The 18,470-nt window shown below is 66.6% G+C and carries 14 protein-coding genes; 11 read left to right on the top strand and 3 right to left on the bottom strand.

What is annotated here, in order from left to right; translation table 11 throughout:
- Position 1: 1 nt before the first annotated feature.
- The 3 genes from AC13GI_RS07745 to AC13GI_RS07735 are packed head-to-tail and all read left to right on the top strand — an operon-like array spanning position 2 to position 4,162.
- Complete coding sequence (locus AC13GI_RS07745; RefSeq protein WP_165376574.1) at positions 2-757, top strand: PP2C family serine/threonine-protein phosphatase; 756 nt, start codon at positions 2-4, stop codon at positions 755-757.
- A gap of 4 nt (positions 758-761) precedes the next feature.
- On the top strand, positions 762-2,147 hold the full coding sequence (locus AC13GI_RS07740) for a hypothetical protein (protein ID WP_482995191.1): 1,386 nt from the start codon (positions 762-764) through the stop codon (positions 2,145-2,147).
- Positions 2,144-4,162 carry an energy transducer TonB family protein gene (locus AC13GI_RS07735; protein ID WP_482995192.1) on the top strand — a complete coding sequence of 673 codons (2,019 nt, stop codon included), beginning with the start codon at positions 2,144-2,146 and terminating at the stop codon, positions 4,160-4,162. Before AC13GI_RS07740 ends, AC13GI_RS07735 begins: the two co-directional genes overlap by 4 nt.
- 23 nt (positions 4,163-4,185) lie before the next feature.
- On the opposite strand, the gene AC13GI_RS07730 is transcribed toward AC13GI_RS07735, so the two are convergent.
- Positions 4,186-4,818: a GyrI-like domain-containing protein gene (locus tag AC13GI_RS07730; RefSeq protein ID WP_482995193.1), complete on the bottom strand. Its 633-nt coding sequence runs from the start codon at positions 4,816-4,818 to the stop codon at positions 4,186-4,188.
- Positions 4,815-5,243 carry a VOC family protein gene (locus AC13GI_RS07725; protein ID WP_482995194.1) on the bottom strand — a complete coding sequence of 143 codons (429 nt, stop codon included), beginning with the start codon at positions 5,241-5,243 and terminating at the stop codon, positions 4,815-4,817. Before AC13GI_RS07725 ends, AC13GI_RS07730 begins: the two co-directional genes overlap by 4 nt.
- 338 nt (positions 5,244-5,581) lie before the next feature.
- Here AC13GI_RS07725 and cyoA point away from each other — a divergent pair, with 338 nt between their 5' ends.
- The 4 genes from cyoA to cyoD are packed head-to-tail and all read left to right on the top strand — an operon-like array spanning position 5,582 to position 9,601.
- Complete coding sequence (gene cyoA / locus AC13GI_RS07720) at positions 5,582-6,625, top strand: ubiquinol oxidase subunit II (protein WP_099821050.1); 1,044 nt, start codon at positions 5,582-5,584, stop codon at positions 6,623-6,625.
- Between the two features lie 2 nt (positions 6,626-6,627).
- Positions 6,628-8,625, top strand: a complete 1,998-nt coding sequence (cyoB, locus tag AC13GI_RS07715; RefSeq protein ID WP_336025919.1) for a cytochrome o ubiquinol oxidase subunit I — start codon at positions 6,628-6,630, stop codon at positions 8,623-8,625.
- Complete coding sequence (gene cyoC / locus AC13GI_RS07710) at positions 8,622-9,260, top strand: cytochrome o ubiquinol oxidase subunit III (RefSeq protein WP_099821051.1); 639 nt, start codon at positions 8,622-8,624, stop codon at positions 9,258-9,260. Before cyoB ends, cyoC begins: the two co-directional genes overlap by 4 nt.
- On the top strand, positions 9,260-9,601 hold the full coding sequence (cyoD, locus tag AC13GI_RS07705) for a cytochrome o ubiquinol oxidase subunit IV (protein WP_025873831.1): 342 nt from the start codon (positions 9,260-9,262) through the stop codon (positions 9,599-9,601). Before cyoC ends, cyoD begins: the two co-directional genes overlap by 1 nt.
- Before the next feature lie 212 nt (positions 9,602-9,813).
- Here cyoD and AC13GI_RS07700 read toward each other — a convergent pair whose 3' ends face one another.
- Positions 9,814-11,871, bottom strand: coding sequence for a putative bifunctional diguanylate cyclase/phosphodiesterase (locus AC13GI_RS07700; RefSeq protein ID WP_482995195.1), 2,058 nt, complete (start codon positions 11,869-11,871; stop codon positions 9,814-9,816).
- Between the two features lie 148 nt (positions 11,872-12,019).
- On the opposite strand from AC13GI_RS07700, the gene radA reads away from it, so the two are divergent.
- From radA to AC13GI_RS07680, 4 genes are all read left to right on the top strand, one after another.
- The gene (gene radA / locus AC13GI_RS07695) at positions 12,020-13,396 is read left to right on the top strand and encodes a DNA repair protein RadA (protein WP_100551874.1); all 1,377 of its coding nucleotides are present in this window, start codon (positions 12,020-12,022) and stop codon (positions 13,394-13,396) included.
- 176 nt (positions 13,397-13,572) lie between these two features.
- The gene (locus AC13GI_RS07690; RefSeq protein ID WP_482995196.1) at positions 13,573-15,429 is read left to right on the top strand and encodes an ATP-binding protein; all 1,857 of its coding nucleotides are present in this window, start codon (positions 13,573-13,575) and stop codon (positions 15,427-15,429) included.
- Between the two features lie 48 nt (positions 15,430-15,477).
- Positions 15,478-17,784 (top strand): hypothetical protein, encoded by a 2,307-nt coding sequence (locus tag AC13GI_RS07685; RefSeq protein ID WP_482995197.1) that lies wholly within the window; start codon positions 15,478-15,480, stop codon positions 17,782-17,784.
- Between the two features lie 106 nt (positions 17,785-17,890).
- Complete coding sequence (locus AC13GI_RS07680) at positions 17,891-18,355, top strand: YqhG/Tai3 family protein (RefSeq protein WP_482995198.1); 465 nt, start codon at positions 17,891-17,893, stop codon at positions 18,353-18,355.
- Positions 18,356-18,470: the final 115 nt, after the last annotated feature.

The raw sequence follows: 18,470 nt of genomic DNA, 5'->3' as shown, positions 1-18,470 counted from the left end.
CATGGCCTGGCGCGTGATGGCCGCATCGGCCACGGGACGGTCCCATCTGGACCGCGGGCAGCCCTGCCAGGACGCCTATGCGTCGGTGCAGGTGGGGCAGACATTGGTCGCGGTGGTCTGCGATGGTGCAGGCTCCGCATCGCACAGCGATGTGGGCGCCCGGCATGTATCCAGCAGCGTGGCGGCGTCGGTTACCGGATCTGCCCAGCTCGGGGCAGATCCATTGGCACTACCGGTGGATGCGTTGCGCACCATCATCGAAACCGCTGTCGACGATGCGCGCGGTCAGCTGGCGATGCTTGCGCTGAGCCAGGGCCTGAAGCTCTCCGACCATGCCTGCACGCTGGTTGGGGCGGTCGCTACACGTGATGGCGGCTGGTTCTTCCATGTCGGCGACGGCGTCGCCGCCTGCGCCTTCAGCAATGAATCGCCCGATGCCGTGTCACTGCCCGCCAACGGCGAGTACGCCAACGAAACGTGGTTCGTGACCGGTGGCAACTGGCGCGAGCAGCTGCGGCTGACCCGCTTCGAAGGGGCGATCGACGCGCTGGTGCTGATGTCCGATGGCGTGCAGCCGTTTGCGATGTCGCGCGCGGGCGACAGCCTGTTCCAACCGTTCATCGCACCGGTGATCCGTTATCTGGCCGGCGTCGATGAGACCCACGGCAGCCAGGCGTTGCACGCGACGCTGGCCGACCCGCGCACCGATCAGATCACCGGCGACGACAAAACGTTGCTGGTTGCGCTGCCGGCCTGAGCACATGCCCGGGCGCAGCGGCGAAAAGGTCTACGACGCACAGCGCAGGCCGCTGACCCTGGAGCGGCTGCTCAAGAGTGGCGGTGCGGGCAGTGTGTTCACCCTCAATGAGCGGCCGCGCGAAGTGGCCAAGCTCTACCACTCGGACAAGGATGCGCGCGTCTACGAGCGCAAGCTGCAGGCGATGCTGGAGCTGCAGCCGGACCTGCCGCCGATGGAGGGGCAGGGCGCCGACCAGGTACAGATTGCCTGGCCGCTGACCCTGCTGCGGGACGGCGGTGGGCGTTTCATCGGCTTCACCATGCCGATCCTGGATCTGTCGGCCACCAGCGACCTGGAGCATGTGCTGCAGGAGCGGCAGGCGCGCGCCGAGGGCCTGCCCACCGGCCTGGGCGCGAAGATGACCCTGGCTGCCAACCTGGCGGTGATGCTGGCTGCGCTGCACCGGCGGCAGCACTATGTGGTCGACCTGAAGCCGCTGAACGTGCGGTTCTATCGCAGCACCTTGTTCATCGCGATGCTCGATTGCGATGGTTTCAGCATCCAGGGCAAGGGCGAGCGCTTCCCGGCCGGGCAGGTCACCACCGATTATCTGGCGCCTGAGTTCCAGCAGCCAGGGGTGAAACCGGGCCAGGAGGAGGCGCAGGATCGCTTCGCGTTGGCGGTGATGGTGTTCCAGCTGCTCAATTCCGGCCTGCATCCGTATGCGGGCCGGCCGCAGGGGGCGACGGTGCCCAGTGACCTGCCGGCGCGTATCGCCGCCAACCTGTACCCGTATGCGCGCGGCAAGCCGCATCCGCGGATGCTGCCCTCGCCGGTCAGTGGGCATGAGATGTTCCCCCCGGCAGTGCGCGACATGTTTGATCGTGCGTTCTCGACGCAGGCGCGACGGCGGCCTTCGGCGCAGGAATGGGCCACGCTGCTGCTGGACTACGCGCGGCGCAACGCCGGGCAACTGGTGACGTGTGGCAAGGATGCCGCCCATCAGCATTTTGTCGGCATGCCCTGTGCCGCCTGCGCCCGCGTTGAACTGCTGGCCGGCAGCGCACGCGCGGCGCAGACTCGCTCGCGGCAGAAACCGGCCAAGGCCCGCAAGCAGCGCGCACGCACCGCCGCGCGCGTCGCCCAGGCGCAGCCGGTCGGTGCGCAGGCGTCGGCGGCAAGCGGTGTTCCCGGGGTGATGTCGCGGGTGACGATGGCGGTGATCGGCACGCTGCTGCTGGGCTGGGTGATGGGCTGGGGCATGCCGGCCTACCGCCGCTACAGCGCGCTGGTGGACCCGGGCATCTGGGATGGCGTGGGGCTGGCCGTGCAGATGGCCATGCTGGCGATCGCGATCCTGCTGTTCATCCTGTTCGTGCCGATGCTGATCATGAGCAAGCGCCCATGAAGCTGCTGGGTGTACTGGCCGTGCTGCTGCTGGCGCTGATCGGGTTGGCGCCGTTCTGGGGCGACCTCGGCGTGCTGGTCTACAGCTCGATCGGCTGGCTGGGACGAGTGCTGTCGAGCGGCGCGTTGAGTGATGGCAGGGCGGCACTGCGTGCTGCGCTGCTGATCGGCGGAGCGGTGTCGGTACTGTCATTCCTGCGCGTAGCGGTGCAGGACCGGGCCGTGGATTATCTGATCGCGTCGGTGATGTTCGGCTTCCTCTCATTCGTCGTCTTTATTGTCACCGGCATTTCCGGGGATGGCGCTACGGGCGCAGGAAGCGGTCAACAAGGGCCGAGTTCGGTACTGGTCGGCGAGGATCGCACTACAGTTCCGCGCTGGTATTCGCGCGGTCATTTCGAGCGGGAAATGCTCAACAAGGTGCACGAAACCGCGCGTGCCGCTGCCCGCGGCGATCTGCCGCGCACGCAGGCGCTGATGCAGGAGCTGGATCTGTGGGCGCGCAATGGCCCGGCGCTGCGCGAAGACCGCACGGAGTACGAGCGCCTGCGCGCGGCGTACAACGAGACGATCGAGACGCTTGCCGCCCGCTCCGGACGCCGCACGCAGAGGACGGCGGGCCTGGCCAGCGACGCGGGCGCGATGGTGGAGCGGCTCACTGCGGAGGAAGCGCGTGAGGTGGAACTGAAGCAGATCGAGCTGCTGCAGCAGATGTGGAAACTCTCGCCGTCGAGTACGTCGGTTGCAATGCGCCTGCTGGCGACGGATCTGCAGGAACTGGCGATCCGCTCACGGTGGTCGCCACGCAAGCCATTCGACCGAGAAGGCGACGCGGCACTGGAAGAGCGCCTGTGGCGCGTCCACGGCACGCAGGAGGTGTTGTTCGCCTATGCGCCGCTGGAGGAACGCCTGTGGAATGCCTACGCGTCGACGATGGTCGACACGGACGAAGAGCTCGCGCTGGGCGCGCTGGTGATTGCGGGACTGATTGACCGCAGCGACAAGACCGCCTCGGCGGATCCGGCCCGGTTCGACGTGAATACTCTGTTGCTTGGCAGCGACGTGTTCATGCTCTCGACGCTGCTGGCCAGCGCCTCCGAAGACCGCATGGAGATCCTGAAGGCGCGCGCGACGCTGCTGCTGGGCGATGATGATCGGCAGGCGAAGGCGGGCAAAGGCGAGGCGCAGGACACCACCGGCACCGCTGCAGACCCGGCGGGCCCGGTAGTCTCGGAGCCTTCACCGCCGGCAACCTCGAAAGCGGACACCGTCAGGCAGGCGCAACGCGCGATGCCGCCAGCGGGGATGCTGGTCGATCGCAAGGGCCTGGCGCTGCGTACGTCGCCACCGCTGCCGCCGTCGTCGCCACCGGCCGAGTATGGGCAGGTGCTGGTCGACCTGCCTGCTGCCGGGTTCAAGGACCTGCGCCACGGCATCCCGCTGCGCGCGCCTGTGCAGGCCGACAGCATGGTGACCCTGCAGGTGGATGTCTGGCAGAGCGGCGTGGTTACCTCGGTGCTGATTGAAAGCAGTAGTGGCAACGCCGTGCTGGATGAGGCCGCGCGCCGGGGCGCACGCACCTGGCTCAGCGCGTCGAAGGTGCCCACAGGCGGCGAGCGCAGGCAGGTGACGGTCGTGTTCAAAGCGCCTGTCGCCGGCACACCGCCGGCGGTGACCGTGGACGCACCTTCGCCGACGGCCATGGACCCGCCGCCGCAGCAGCTGGATCCCGAGCAGGCGCTGGGCGCGCAGTTGGCGGCGATGACGCGCCGGCATCCCCCGCGTTATCCGCGTGGTGACGGGGAGACGGTGCTGGAAGGCAGCGTCGAGCTGCTGATCACCCTGTCAGCCGAGGGGCGCGTACTCGATGTGACCGTGGACCGCAGCAGCGGACATCCTGCGCTGGATCGCGCCGCCCGTGAGGCTGCACTCCAATGGCACGTCACCCCCCGGCGGCCGGTGACCACGGTCAAGCAGATCACCCTGCGTCTCCCGGTGCAGTTCCAGGGCGGCTGACGGAGCAGCCCGAGGCCCGGCCGTCACAGCGCCCGCACCGGTTGCCGCAGCACCGTTTTCAGGCGAGCAGGCTCTACCTTGCGTGGGTCGCCCAGGTAGATCTCATGATGCGGCCCGGCGAAGGTCAGCCCCTGTGCCGGCATGATCCGTTCATGCAGTTCGGCCAGTGTCGGGCCCTCGTCATCGTAGGCGCCTACATGCAGCGTCTGCAGGCACAGGCCTTCCTCGTAAAGTGCCAGGCGCAGGCTTTGCGGCGCGGTACCGCGCTTGTTCGATGCCTTGGCCACCGCTTCGTTGAAACGCGGAACGCCGACGTCCAGCGGCGTGCGGATCATCATCGTCCAGCGCCACGCGTGCTTGCGCCGTGCCACGAAGCTGGACGGGTCGTCGGCCCACCACAGTCCCTCCAGCGGCGGCACCACGTAATCCCGTCCTTCGGCCTTCATCGCAAACTTCAGTGCGTAGCTGACCGAGTACAGCCACTCGACCGCATTGCGATAGGCCGGCGCCTGGTTCGGATCACCCTGGCCATCGACCATCACGAAGGACATCGGCGGCACCTCGATCCGCACGAACGAGCCGACCGATGGCCGGTACAGCGCCTTGTCCTGCGTCTTGAAGTCGATCTTTGCCGGCGCCGCGGCAGACCGGGTCATTGCGCGGCTCCGTTGGCAGGCCCCTTCAGTTCCACCGTGTTGCCGTCCGGATCCTTGAAGTACAACGACAAGCCATCTCCCTCGGCGCCGAAGTTGACCTCGGCCGGCGCCAGCACCGGCACGCCGTGGGCGGCCAGGTGGGCGACCAGCGCGGTTTCGTCGAAGGGTTCGACGCGCAGGCACAGGTGGTCGACGTTGCGACCTTCGCTGCCCGGCCCGCTACCGCCGTGGCGACCGAGCGTGCCGTCCAGACTGATCAGATCGATCATCGACGCACCCGCACGCAGGTGCACCAGGCCCAGGTGCTCGCGCCGCCGTACCGCCACGCACCCCAACACCTGGGCATAGAAGGCTTCGCTGCGGGCCAGCTCGCGCACCCGCAGCACCACATGGTCGATGCGTTCAACGCTGAAGGGTCTGTCCATGCCGGGTTCCTCGAAGAAAGGGAGCTCAAGACTTGCTGAACCTGTTCAGTCGACTGTGCCGAACGAGGCGCCTCGTTGTCGCCGTGGCCGATGCTACGCTGCCGTCCCCGCGCGTTCTGCCCGCCACAATCGCGCGGTGCGACAACGTGTCGCAGCCAGATCCGGGCCTTTCCTGCGCCTGATCATTGTCAATGCCTTTCTTAAATGGTGGGTGACGGCCTAAAATTGAAGGGCTGACTCGACCCCACCTTACCTGCCTGTCTTCTGGACGGGTGGGCCCGGCTTTGGCCGGTGCGGGCAGGACGGGGAACGGCATTCCCTCGCAATTGGATCGACCGATGATTCCGTTGAAAACCCTTGGGCGCTGGTTGCGCCCGGGCTTGCTGCTCGCATTGCTGGTGATGCTCACCGGCTGCGATGCCGTGGCCATCCTCAGTCCGAAGGGCCAGATCGGCCAGGATGAAAAGACACTGCTGATCACGGCCACCGTGCTCATGCTGCTGGTCGTCATCCCGGTCATCATCATGACCCTGACCTTCGCGTGGAAGTATCGCGCCTCCAACACCAAGGCCCGTTACGAGCCGAAGTGGTCCCACTCGACGGCGATCGAGGTGGTGGTGTGGTCGATCCCCTGCATGATCGTGCTGGTCCTGGCGGTGCTGACCTGGCGGTCCTCGCACGCGCTGGATCCGTACAAGCCCCTGGAATCGGACGTCAAGCCGGTCACCATCCAGGCGATCTCGCTGGACTGGAAGTGGCTGTTCATCTATCCGGAAGAGAAGGTCGCGGTCGTCAACGAGATCAAGTTCCCGGTCAACACCCCGCTGAACTTCGAGATCACCTCCGATACGGTGATGAATGCGTTCTTCATCCCGCACCTGGGCAGCATGATCTACTCGATGGCGGCGATGGAGACCAAGCTCCACCTGATCGCCAACGAACTGGGTGAATTCCCGGGCATGTCCTCGCACTACAGCGGTGCAGGCTTCGCCAAGATGCATTTCACTGCCTACTCGGTCACCGATGCGCAGTACCGCCAGTGGCTGGACCAGGTCCGTGCCGGCGAGCAGACCCTGGACAAGACCTCGTTCAAGGCGCTGGGCGAAGCGAAGAATTCCGAGTGGTACCCGGTCACCTACTTCGGCAAGGTTGAAGACAGCCTGTTCGACTGGGTCATCGCCAAGCACATGGGCGACAACAAGCACTACGGCATGAAGCATGCCCATGCGGGTGCGGCTGCTGCCGATGCGTCCAGCCATGAAGCGCACGAGGGGCACGCCCCGAGCGACGCGCATGATGCCAAGGAATCCGGGAAGAACCTGGATGCCACCGAAGAACACGAACACGCTGGCCATGAAGGCCACATGGGTTCGGGAGAATGAACATGTTGGGAAAACTCTCTCTTGAGTCGATCCCCCACGATCCAATCGTGCTGACCACCCTGGTCGGTGCGGTGCTGGGTGGCCTGGGCGTCATGGCCCTGATCACCAAGTTCAAGCTGTGGGGCTATCTGTGGAAGGAGTGGTTCACCTCGGTGGACCACAAGAAGATCGGCGTGATGTACATCATCGTCGCCTTCGTCATGCTGCTGCGCGGTTTCTCCGACGCGATCATGATGCGTACCCAGCAGGCCATCGCCGTCGGCGGGTCCGAGGGTTACCTGCCGCCGCACCACTACGACCAGATCTTCACCGCCCACGGCGTGATCATGATCTTCTTCGTGGCGATGCCGCTGATCACCGGCCTGATGAACCTGGCCGTGCCGCTGCAGATCGGTGCGCGCGACGTCGCGTTCCCGTTCGTCAACTCGCTCAGCTTCTGGCTGTTCGTGTCCGGTGCGGTGCTGATCATGCTGTCGCTGTGGATCGGTGAATTCGCCGCCACCGGCTGGCTGGCCTTCCCGCCATTGTCGGGCATCGAGTACAGCAACAATGTAGGTATGGACTACTACATATGGGGACTACAGGTGGCGGGTCTGGGTACCACGTTGAGTGGTATCAACTTCTTCATCACCATCCTCAAGATGCGCACCCCGAGCATGAAGCTCATGCAGATGCCGGTCTTCACCTGGACCGCGCTGGTGACCAACGTGCTGATCGTCGCCGCCTTCCCGGTGCTGACCATCACCCTGGTGCTGCTGACCCTGGACCGTTACCTGGGTACGCACTTCTTCACCAATGACGGTGGCGGCAACGCCATGCTGTACATCAACCTGATCTGGATCTGGGGTCACCCGGAAGTCTATATCCTGGTGCTGCCGGCCTTCGGCGTGTTCTCCGAGGTCATCGCGACCTTCTCGCGCAAGGCCCTGTTCGGTTACAAGGGCATGGTCTACGCCACCGCCTGCATCGGCGTGCTGTCGTTCATCGTGTGGCTGCACCACTTCTTCACCATGGGCTCGGGTGCCAACGTCAATGCCTTCTTCGGCATCACGACGATGATCATCTCCATCCCCACCGGCGTGAAGATCTTCAACTGGCTGTTCACCATGTTCCGCGGTCGCGTGCAGTTCACCACGCCCGTGCTGTGGACCATCGGCTTCATGGTCACCTTCACCATCGGCGGCATGACCGGCGTGATGCTGGCGATCCCGGCCATCGACTTCGTGCTGCACAACAGCCTGTTCCTGATCGCCCACTTCCACAACGTCATCATCGGCGGCGTGGTGTTCGGCATGTTCGCCGGCATCACCTACTGGTGGCCGAAGATGTTCGGCTTCCGCCTCAACGAGTTCTGGGGCAAGTGCGCGTTCTGGTGCTGGTTCATCGGCTTCTATGTGACCTTCATGCCGATGTACGTGCTGGGCTTCATGGGCATGACCCGTCGTCTGCAGAGCACCGTCAACCCGGCCTACGAGCCGTTCCTGCTGGTGGCCGCTGTGGGCGCCTTCATCGTGGGTGCCGGCATCCTGTGCCAGATCATCCAGGTGGCCGTGTCGATCCGCGACCGCAAGAAGACTGCCGACCTCACCGGCGACCCGTGGGATGCCCGTACGCTGGAGTGGGAAACCTCTTCGCCGCCGGCTTTCTACAACTTCGGCACCTTGCCGGAAGTCACCGAGCTGGACGATTTCTGGGAGCGCAAGCAGCGTGGTGAAGCCTGGCCGAAGCCGGCCAAGTACACCGACATCCACATGCCGCGCAACACCGGCACCGGCGTTGTCATCGGCGCCTTCAGCATGGTGTTCGGCTTTGCGATGATCTGGCACATCTGGTGGCTGGCCATCATCGGCTTCGTCGGCATGATCGCCACGTTCATCTACCGCACCTTCGACCAGGACGTGGACTACTGGGTCCCGGCTGCCGAGGTGGAACGCATCGAGAACGAACACCGCAAGCACCTGGAAGCCCAGGGCCTGGTGAAGTCGGAGCTGAAGGCATGAGCACCAATACCTCCACCGTGAACCACGGGCACGCCGCACACGCGGCGGCCCATGGCCATGACGACCACGAGCACCACGACACCGGCGGCAACACCGTCTTCGGTTTCTGGGTGTACCTGATGAGCGACTGCCTCATCTTCGCCTCGCTGTTTGCCACCTACGTGGTGCTGGCCGGCGGCACCGATGGTGGCCCCGGCGCGAAGGACCTGTTCGAGCTGCCGTTCGTGGCGTGGGAAACCGCGCTGCTGCTGACCTCGTCGCTGACCTTCGGCCTGGGCATGATCGCCATGCACCGCAAGCAGGTCGGTCAGATGTTCCTGTGGCTGGGCATCACCTGGCTGCTGGGCTTTGGCTTCATGTGCATGGAAGTCTATGAGTTCCAGCACCTGATCCATCAGGGTTACGGTCCGGACCGCAGTGCCTTCCTGTCGGCGTTCTTCGCCCTGGTCGGCACCCACGGCCTGCACGTCAGCGCCGGCCTGCTGTGGCTGCTGGTGATGTTCGTGCAGCTGAAGAAGTACGGCCTGACCCCGACCAACAAGACCCGCATGGCGTGCCTGAGCCTGTTCTGGCACTTCCTGGACCTGATCTGGATCGGCGTGTTCTCCGTCGTCTACCTCAATGGAGCGCTGTAATGGCACATGACAACCATGCACACGACCACGCCGCCGGCGGCGAAAGCCACGGCACCGTGAAGTCGTACCTGATCGGCTTCGTGCTGGCGGTGGTGCTGACCGTCATCCCGTTCTACATGGTGATGTCGGGCGATTTCTCGCGCACCGTCAACGGTGTGGTGATCGCCATCACCGCGGTGCTGCAGATGCTGGTCCACCTGGTGTTCTTCCTGCACCTGGACCGCTCGTCGGAGAGCCGCTGGAACGTCAACGCTGCGGCCTTCACCGTGGTGGTGATCGGCATCATCGTGGTCGGTACCCTGTGGGTCATGCACAACATGAACGTGCACATGATGCACTGACGTCTTCGCGACGTTGCCACGCAGAAAGGCCGCCTTCGGGCGGCCTTTCTGTTTGCCGCGCGATCGCGGGGAACGCATCCACGCATGGCGTGGATCTACCCGTCACCGCGAAGTCCCCGCACAGTAGATCCACGCCATGCGTGGATGCGGTTGCCGTTCAATGCATCCGGAGGATGCAGTAGATCCACGCCATGCGTGGATGCGGTTGCCTCTCACCCCACCTTGCGCAGGAACTCCTCGGCCTCCATCGGCCGCCCCAGGTGATAACCCTGCAGCTGGTCGCAGCCCAGCTCACTCAGGTACTCGCGCTGCGCCTGGGTCTCCACGCCCTCGGCCACCACCTGTAGCTGCAGGGTGCGGCCCAGCGCGATGATCGACGACACGATGGCCGCATCCTCGTCATTGCGTTCGAGGTCATGCACGAACGCCCGGTCGATCTTCAGCTCGGTGGCCGGCATGCGCTTGAGGTACAGCAGGCTGGAATAGCCGGTGCCGAAGTCGTCGATGGCGATGTGCACGCCCATCGCAGTCAGATCGTTGAGGATCGCCAGGCTGGCCTCGACATCCTTCATCGCCGTGGTTTCGGTGATCTCCAAGGTCAGCCGCGCCGGGTCGATGCGATGCCGTTCCAGCACCGACCGCACGCTGTCCAGCAGGGCCGGGGAGGCGAACTGCAGCGGCGACAGGTTCACCGCCATCGTCCAGTGGCTGTGCCCGCCGTCATGCCAGGCGCGCAGCTGCGCGCAGGCCTGGTCCAGCACCCAGTCGCCGATCGGCAGGATCAGGCCGCTGCGCTCGGCGATGGGAATGAACACGTCCGGTGCCAGCAGGCCCAGCTCCGGATGCTGCCAGCGCAGCAGCGCCTCGGCGCCGGTGGCGGGCGCGTCGGCCGCCGGAAATTTCGGCTGGTAGTGCAGCAGCAGTTCGTTGCGCGCGATCGCCTTGCGCAGGTCCTGCAGCAGCCGCAGCTGGCGGTTGGCACTGAGCTGCATCGAAGGGATGAAGAAGGTGTAGCCGTTCCGGCCGGTTTCCTTGGTGTGGTACATCGCCGCATCGGCATGCGCCATCAACTCGCGTTCGTCGCCGGCATCGTCCGGATACAGGGCAATGCCCAGGCTGGCGGTGACCTGCAGTTCCGCCGCATCCAGCACGAACGGTTCGCTGGCCGCCGCGATCACCCGTTCGGCGACCACCGCCGCATCGTCAGGCGCATCAATGGCCAGCACGATCACGAACTCGTCGCCACCGAGGCGGGCGAGGGTGTCCTGCGGCCGCAGCTGCGCCCCCACGCGCTGGGCCACCGCGACCAGCAGGCGATCGCCCAGCTGGTGGCCATAGGCATCGTTGACGGCCTTGAAACCGTCCAGGTCGCAGAACATCACCGCCACCGACTGCTGGCGGCGTTGCGCCTTCTCGATGGCCTGCTCGATGCGATCCTGCAGCAGCATGCGGTTCGGCAGCTGGGTCAGTGGATCGTGCAGTGCCGCCTGGATCAGCTTGTCATTGGCGTGGGCCAGCGAGTCGGCCAGCAGACCGGTGCGCACGCGCATCTGGCGGTCGAACAACGAGGCAACCAGGGCGATGCCCAGCGTGGCCAGCGTGGTCACGATCACCAGCACGGCCAGCCAGCGGGGATCGATGCCGCCGCTGCCGACCGCGCCGCAGACGCTGCCTGCCGGGAAGCGTGCGGCGGCCATGCCGGTGTAGTGCATGCCGACGATGGCCAGGCCCATCACCAGTGATGCCAGTATCCGCAGGCGCACCGTGTTGCGTTGCTCGACGCGCAGCCGGAAGGCGATCCACAGCGCTGCACCGGCGGCGCCGATGGCCACCGCGATCGACGCGGCAAACCAGCCGGGGTGGTAATCGATGCCCGGCTGCATCCGCATCGCGGCCATGCCCAGGTAGTGCATGGCCGCGATACCCAGTCCCATCAGCACCGCACCGGCGGCCAGCCGCTGCAGTGGCAGGCTGGGCCGCGACACCAGCCACAGCGCATAGGCCGATGCGCCGATCGACACGGCCAGCGAATACAGGGTGATCGCCAGGTCGTAACCGACTGGAATCGGCAGCTTGAACGCCAGCATCGCGATGAAGTGCATCGACCAGATGCCCAGGCCCATCGCGGCGGCACCACCGGCCAGCCACCAGCGGGCGACCCGGCCCTCGGCCGTGGCCAGGCGGCCGGCCATGTCGAGCGCGGTATACGATGCCAGCATGGCCACCAGCAGCGAGATGGCGACCAGGCCCTGACTGTAACTACCAGTCATGTTGAATCCAGAGGAGAAGGGAGGGGCGCCCGCAAGGCGCACGCCCGCCACCGCTATCGGCACCGGCGGGTGGGACTTGAGTGGTCGCAGCACGTGCGACCCGGCTCGGCTATCCTGCCACGCTCGTTGCCCCTGCAGGAAATCTCCGATGGCCAAAGCCCGCACCGCGTATGTCTGCAATGAATGCGGCGCCGAATACAGCAAGTGGCAAGGCCAGTGCACCGAGTGCAACGCCTGGAACGCGCTGTCGGAAATCGTCCTTGAGAGCGCGACGGCGGCCAAGGCGCCCGCCTCACGGCGTGCCGGCTGGGCGGGCAAGATCGACCCGCCAAAGATCACCGCACTGAAGGACGTGGCGCAGACCGAGCACAACCGGGTCAGCACCGGCATCGGTGAATTCGACCGCGTGCTCGGCGGCGGCCTGGTCGAGGGCGCGGTGGTGCTGGTCGGTGGTGATCCGGGCATCGGCAAATCCACCCTGCTGCTGCAGGCGGTGGCGAAGATGGCCGCGGTGCTGCCGGTGCTCTACGTCACCGGTGAAGAATCACTGGCCCAGGTGGCCGGTCGGGCGCACCGGCTGGAGCTGCCGCTGGAGGGCGTCAACGCGCTCGCCGAGACCGGTGTCGAATCCATCCTGCAGCACGCCACCAAGAGCGGGCCGCGGTTGATCGTGGCCGACTCGGTGCAGACGCTGTGGACCGAGACGCTGACCGCCGCGCCCGGTTCGGTCAGCCAGGTGCGCGAGAGCGCTGCGCGGCTGGTGCGCTTCGCCAAGGAAACCGGAACCGCGGTGTTCCTGGTCGGCCACGTGACCAAGGAAGGCGGCATCGCCGGCCCGCGCGTGCTGGAACACATGGTCGATGCCGTGCTGTATTTCGAAGGCGAGAGCGGCAGCCGCTTCCGCCTGCTGCGGGCCTTCAAGAACCGCTTCGGCGCGGTCAACGAGCTGGGCGTGTTCGCGATGGGCGACAAGGGCCTGAAGGAAGTCTCCAATCCGTCGGCGATCTTCCTGTCCGGTGCCAGCACGCACCAGCCGGGCAGCTGCGTGATGGTCACCCGCGAGGGCACCCGGCCGTTGCTGGTGGAAGTGCAGGCGCTGGTCGACGCCTCGCCGCTGTCCAATCCGCGCCGCGTGGCGGTGGGCCTGGAGCAGAACCGCCTGGCCATGCTGCTGGCAGTGCTGCATCGGCATGGCGGCGTGCTGGTCGGCGACCAGGACGTATTCGTGAACGTCGTCGGTGGCATCCGCGTGCAGGAGACCGCCGCCGACCTGCCGGTGCTGCTGGCGGTGCTGTCCTCGCTGCAGGACCGTCCGCTGGCCGAGAAGACCATCGCGTTCGGTGAAGTCGGCCTGTCCGGTGAGATCCGGCCGGTACCCAACGGCGAGGACCGCCTGCGCGAGGCGGCGACCCACGGCTTCAAGCGCGCCATCGTGCCCAAGGCCAATGCGCCCAAGGGCGGCTCGGTGAAGGGGATGGAAGTGATCGCGGTCGAACGCCTGTCCGAGGCCATCGACGCGGCGTGATGCCGGTACTGTAGAGCCGAGCCCACGCTCCGCTGCCCTTTGCCGGAAAAGCAGCCGAGCGTGGGCTCGGCTCTACAAACGTCACATGCGGCAACGGTCAGCCTGCCTGTGCTAGTTTTCCCGGCTCGACGAAGGCGCCCCCTGGCGCCTTTCCGTGGCAAGGAGTAATCGATTACATGCAGGACCCGATGTTCAGCACCCCCGCCGCCGAAATCCGCCGCGCCGGGGTCGATCTCAATGGACTGATGACGGTGCTGGGCAAGCACCTGTATTCCACCCCAATGGTGGCGCTGCGTGAGCTGGTGCAGAACGCGCACGATTCGATCATCCGTCGCCGTATCGAGCAGCCCGGCATCCAGAGTGTGTCGCGCATCGACGTGCAGGTCGATGTCGCCGCCGGCGTGCTGCGCATCACCGATACCGGTGCCGGCCTGACCCGGCAGGAAATCCACGATTACCTGGCCACGGTCGGGGTCGGTTACACCCGCGGCCTGCGCCAGGACGGCGAGGACGATGAAGGCCTGATCGGCATGTTCGGCCTCGGCTTCCTGTCGGCCTTCGTGCTGGCGCGCCGTGTCAGCGTGCGTACCACCTCCTACCAGTCACCAGAGCTGGGCCACCTGTACGTGTCCAGCAACGCCGAGCAGTACACCGTCAGCGAAGTGCCGGCACGGGCGATCGGCACCGAGGTGGAGCTGGAGCTGCATCCGGACTTCCTGCCGCTGGCCAACGAAGCGCGCTTGCACGAGGTGCTGGGCCGCTACTGCGCGCTGCTGTCCGAGCCGATCTTCATCGGTGCGGCGACCGCCGCGATCAATCCCGAACCGCCGCCGTGGCGCGGGCAGGGTGACGTCGCGCTGCATCCGGTGCAGGCACGCCGCCAGGCGCAGCAGTTCGCGGCCCGCTTCGAACATGATTTCGAGCCCATCGTGACGATGCCGCTACGGTCCGATGGCAGCAGTGATGCCGTCGGCATGCTCTGGGTGCAGGATGGTGCCACCTACGGCACCAGCGACAACCGCAACCTGTCGGTGTTCGTGCGCGGCATGCTGCTGGACGACGACGCGCGCGATCTGCTGCCGCCGTGGGCCGGTTTCATCGGCGGGGTGATCGAATCGTCGAAGCTGACCCCGACCGCCAGCCGCGAGGACCTGCAGCGCGATGACCACTATCGCGCCGTGCAGCACGCCCTGCTGGAAGCGCTGATCGATGGCCTGGCCGACGTCGCGCGGCAGCAGCCCGAAGCCTGGCGGCGGGTGCTCAGCCGCCACAACGAGGCCCTGCTGGGTGCGGCGCTGTGCGATGAGCGCCTGTTCGACCTGCTGCTGGAACACGTGCGCGTGCCGACCTCGCAGGGTGACCTGCCGGCCAGCGCGTTGCCAGCGCGCGGCGCGGTGCATGTGATCCTCGACAACGGTGGCGGCTTCGAGGAAATGCTGTTCCGTGCGATGGGCGTGCCGGTCGCGCATGGCCATCGCTATGCCGTGGTGCCTTTCCTGCGCCGCTGGGCCCAGGCCAAGGGCCTGCGCCTGGTCGAACTCGGTACCGAGCAGGGCAATCGCGCACTGTTCCGCACCGACGACAGCCTTGACGATACGCAGCTGGCCTGGCTGCGCGAACACCTGGGCGACGGCGAACAATTGCTGCCGGCGCGGTTCAGTCCCGAGGCGCTGCCGGTGGTGGTGGTGCCCGACCGCGAAGCCGAACTGAAGCAACGCCTGGAAGACGACGAGAACGACAAGCGCGTCTCGATGGCCGCATTGCGGCTGGCGCGCCAGTTCACCGCGCGCATCGAGGCGCGTGCACCGTCGCGGCTCTACCTCAACCTGGACAATCCGGCGGTGCAGGCCTTGCTGCAGGCCCAGCGCGATGGCCACCCGCAGGCCGCGTCGGCCGCGCGCCTGCTGCGCTCGCTGAAGATCATCGTGTCCGCGCAGGGCCGGCCGTTGCAGCGCACTGCGGCGACGCCGGGCCCCGATCTCAATGGTGCATTTACCGATATTGCCGGTGCCCTGCAGCAGATGCTGCGCTGAGCACCGCCCCCTCTCATCCAGCCTTCGCTAGACAGGAGCATTACCCCCATGGATATCTGGAACTGGGTCGAAAAACTGCAGGAAGACCTGCGCCAGGCCGGGCAGGCACAGAACGCCCACCTGCTGACCCGCCTTGCCGATGAAGTCAGTGAACTGCAGGTCGACCGCGTCGATGCACTGCTGCCCGAAGCACGCGCGTTGGGCAAGGCGCTGGACAACCCCTGGGTCGACGTCTATGTCGGCCATTGGGCGCTGCGCAATCGCGTCGGCAACCGCGTGGAAGGTGAAAGCGCGCTGGGCGAGTCGGTAGCGCTGTTCGAGCGCGCACACCGTGCCGATGCCCTGGACTGCCCGCAGTCGATCTGCGTCACCCAGGATCTTGCCGCCTGCTACGGCAACATCGATGGTCCGGGCTGGGTGCCCGAGCGCATCGAGGTCTGCGACGAGACGCTCGGCCGCATCGACCCGAGCTGGGCCTGCTTCCAGTGCCTGAGCTGCGAGAAGGCCGACGCGCTGCTGGACGACGGCCGTGGCCAGGACGCGCTGGATTACCTGCAGGTGCAGGCGGCGGCGATCCAGGCGCGCGGCAAGGAAGTGTTCGACAGCTTCCCGGAAATGCAGATCAAGATCCTGCTGGCCAGCGGCCGCGCGGCGGAGGCCCTGGCACTGATCGAGCAGCGTGAGGCCGAAGTAGCCGCCGCAGGCGAATACGAGCCGGCCAACTGCACGGTGCCGCGCCGGCTGTCCAAGGCCTGGGCGCTGGCCCAGCTTGGGCGTGATGAAGAGGCGCTGCAGCAGCTTGTGCCCTGGAGCGAGTTGACACCAAACCACTGGCGGCTGTGGGCCAATACCGCCTCGACCCTGTGCAGTCGTGATGGCGAACGCAATACCTGGGATCTGGGTACGCGCTTCAACACCATCATCGAGCACTTCGCCACCGTTGGCGCGCATCGCCTGGTGATCGAGATCGCTGCATTGAGCCTGGAGCTGGCCCTGCAGCGCGGTGCGCGCTGGGTGGCACAGCGCCAGCTCGGCCTGGCCCGCACCCATCTGGGGCAACTGCGGCAGGACCGCGGCGCTGCCGCGCTGGTGGCTGGTTTGGCGGCACGAATCGAGGCGCTGCCGGAGACGGCACCGCTGCCGGTGCCTGCCGATGAACTGCTGGCGTGGCTGCAGGCGCAGGGCGAACAGAACCAGTCACGTGATCCCGAGCGCGAAGCGCAGTGGCTGCTGCAGGCGCACGCCGAGCGGCCGGACGACGGCGCGCTGGCTGAGGTGGCCGCCTCGGCGCTGCACGCCTGTGGCGCCAGGACCGAAGCGCAGGCACTGCTGTGGGACTTCGTGCGCTGCCACGCGCAGGAAGATGGCGCAGCGGCGTACACGCTGATGCGTTGGCTGGTCGAGCAGGGCGATGATGACGGCCTGCGCAGGCTGGCTGCGACCTACCGCGACAGCGTGCCGGTGTTCGCGCACTGGTGCGAGGTGCAGCGTGCACGGCGCGCGTCGGATTGGCCGGCGCTGGAGCAGGCGGCGCAGGCATTGCTGGCGTTGTCGCCGGGATCGAACGGTGCACGGGGCACGCTTGCCCGCATGTACATGGAGACCGGCCGCTTCAGCGAGGCACAGGCCTGCTATGCGCAGCTGGTGGAACTGCTGGAAGAGCCCAACGCCGCGCACTGGGACCACATGAGTGCGGCCAGCGCGGCGCGCGACTGGGATGCGGTGCGCCGCTCGGCAGCAGCGATCGGCATGGAACTGTCCAGCCAGCAGGGCGTGGTCGAAGAGCCCTGGGGCTGGGTGATCATCCGCAGCGAAGAAGGCGGCGAGCCGATGGAGTACTACGCCCGCCGCAGCGGCCCGGTGACCGCGCGCATCGTCGAGAACGCACCGGCCAACCGTGCGCAGCAGGTGGGTGACTGGGTGGTGTTCGACGCCGGCCTGGTGCACCCGGCACCAGAAGACGAGGCGGAGCGCGAGCACTTCATTCCGACCTATGCGCAGGTGCATGTGCTGGAGCGGGGTGGTTTCGCTCGCAGCTGGCTGGTCGACGGCGCGCACCCCGGTGAAGATGCATGGAACGCCTTCGTGGAAGCCGCCGAGGCACAGGGCTGGAAGGTGTGGTCGCACAGCCGTGCGGACTACACCGTGACCGATCCGGACGCGGAAGACGGCACGCTGCCGGGTCTGCTGTTCACTGTCGCCCAGCCGCAGGATCACGCGCCGCTGGCGCTGCATCGCTTCCTGCAGCAGGCGACGGCGGATTGGGCGCACCCGCACTGCTGGCTGCGCCTGGCCGAGGCCTGTGACCAGGATCGCCAGCCGCACCTGGATGCGATCGAGCGGTACGGGTTGTAATCTCCGTCGCGCTGCGCGCTCGCCGGGCATGGCCCGGCGTTACCCATACGTGTTGCCGGTAATGCCGGGCCATGCCCGGCGTCTCTCCACCATCAAGGAACTGGATATGCGAAAGACAGGGATGTTGGCGATCGTCAGCCTGCTGTTGGCCCCCACCGTGCAGGCTGCGCCTGCCTGCCGGGAACCGGCCGAGGTGGCACGTGCCTTCTTCGAAGCGACCACCGGCAAGGGCGACCTGCTGCAGCCGCCGCAGGCGCTGGTCAGCGCGGTATTCGCCAAGGCGCTGCACGCCGAGCGTGCCTGCCAGGTACGCGAAGAGGGCATCTGCACGATCGATTCCGATCCGTGGCTGGACGCGCAGGACGGGGACATCGACGGCGCCGTGCGCTACAGCTGGAAGCAGGCTTCCGCCACGGTGGGCCAGGTCGAGATGGGCTATGCGGTATGGAACAAGGCCTACGTGACGCGGTTGCCGATGGTGCGCAAGGGCGGGGGCTGCTGGCAGGTCGATGACATTCTCACCAACAGCGGCCGCTCGCTGCGCAGGATCCTGGCCCAGCCGGTGCCCTGAGCATCTGGGGCATCCACGCATGGCGTGGATCTACTGTGCTCCGATTGCCGGCCGGCGGCCGGCACGGGTGCTGTGGGGGTGGGTGCCGACCGTTGGTCGGCACGCCTCTATCGCG

The sequence above is a fragment of the Stenotrophomonas sp. 82F1 genome (assembly GCF_056861525.1).
This window is presented reverse-complemented; position numbering and strand designations above follow the sequence as displayed.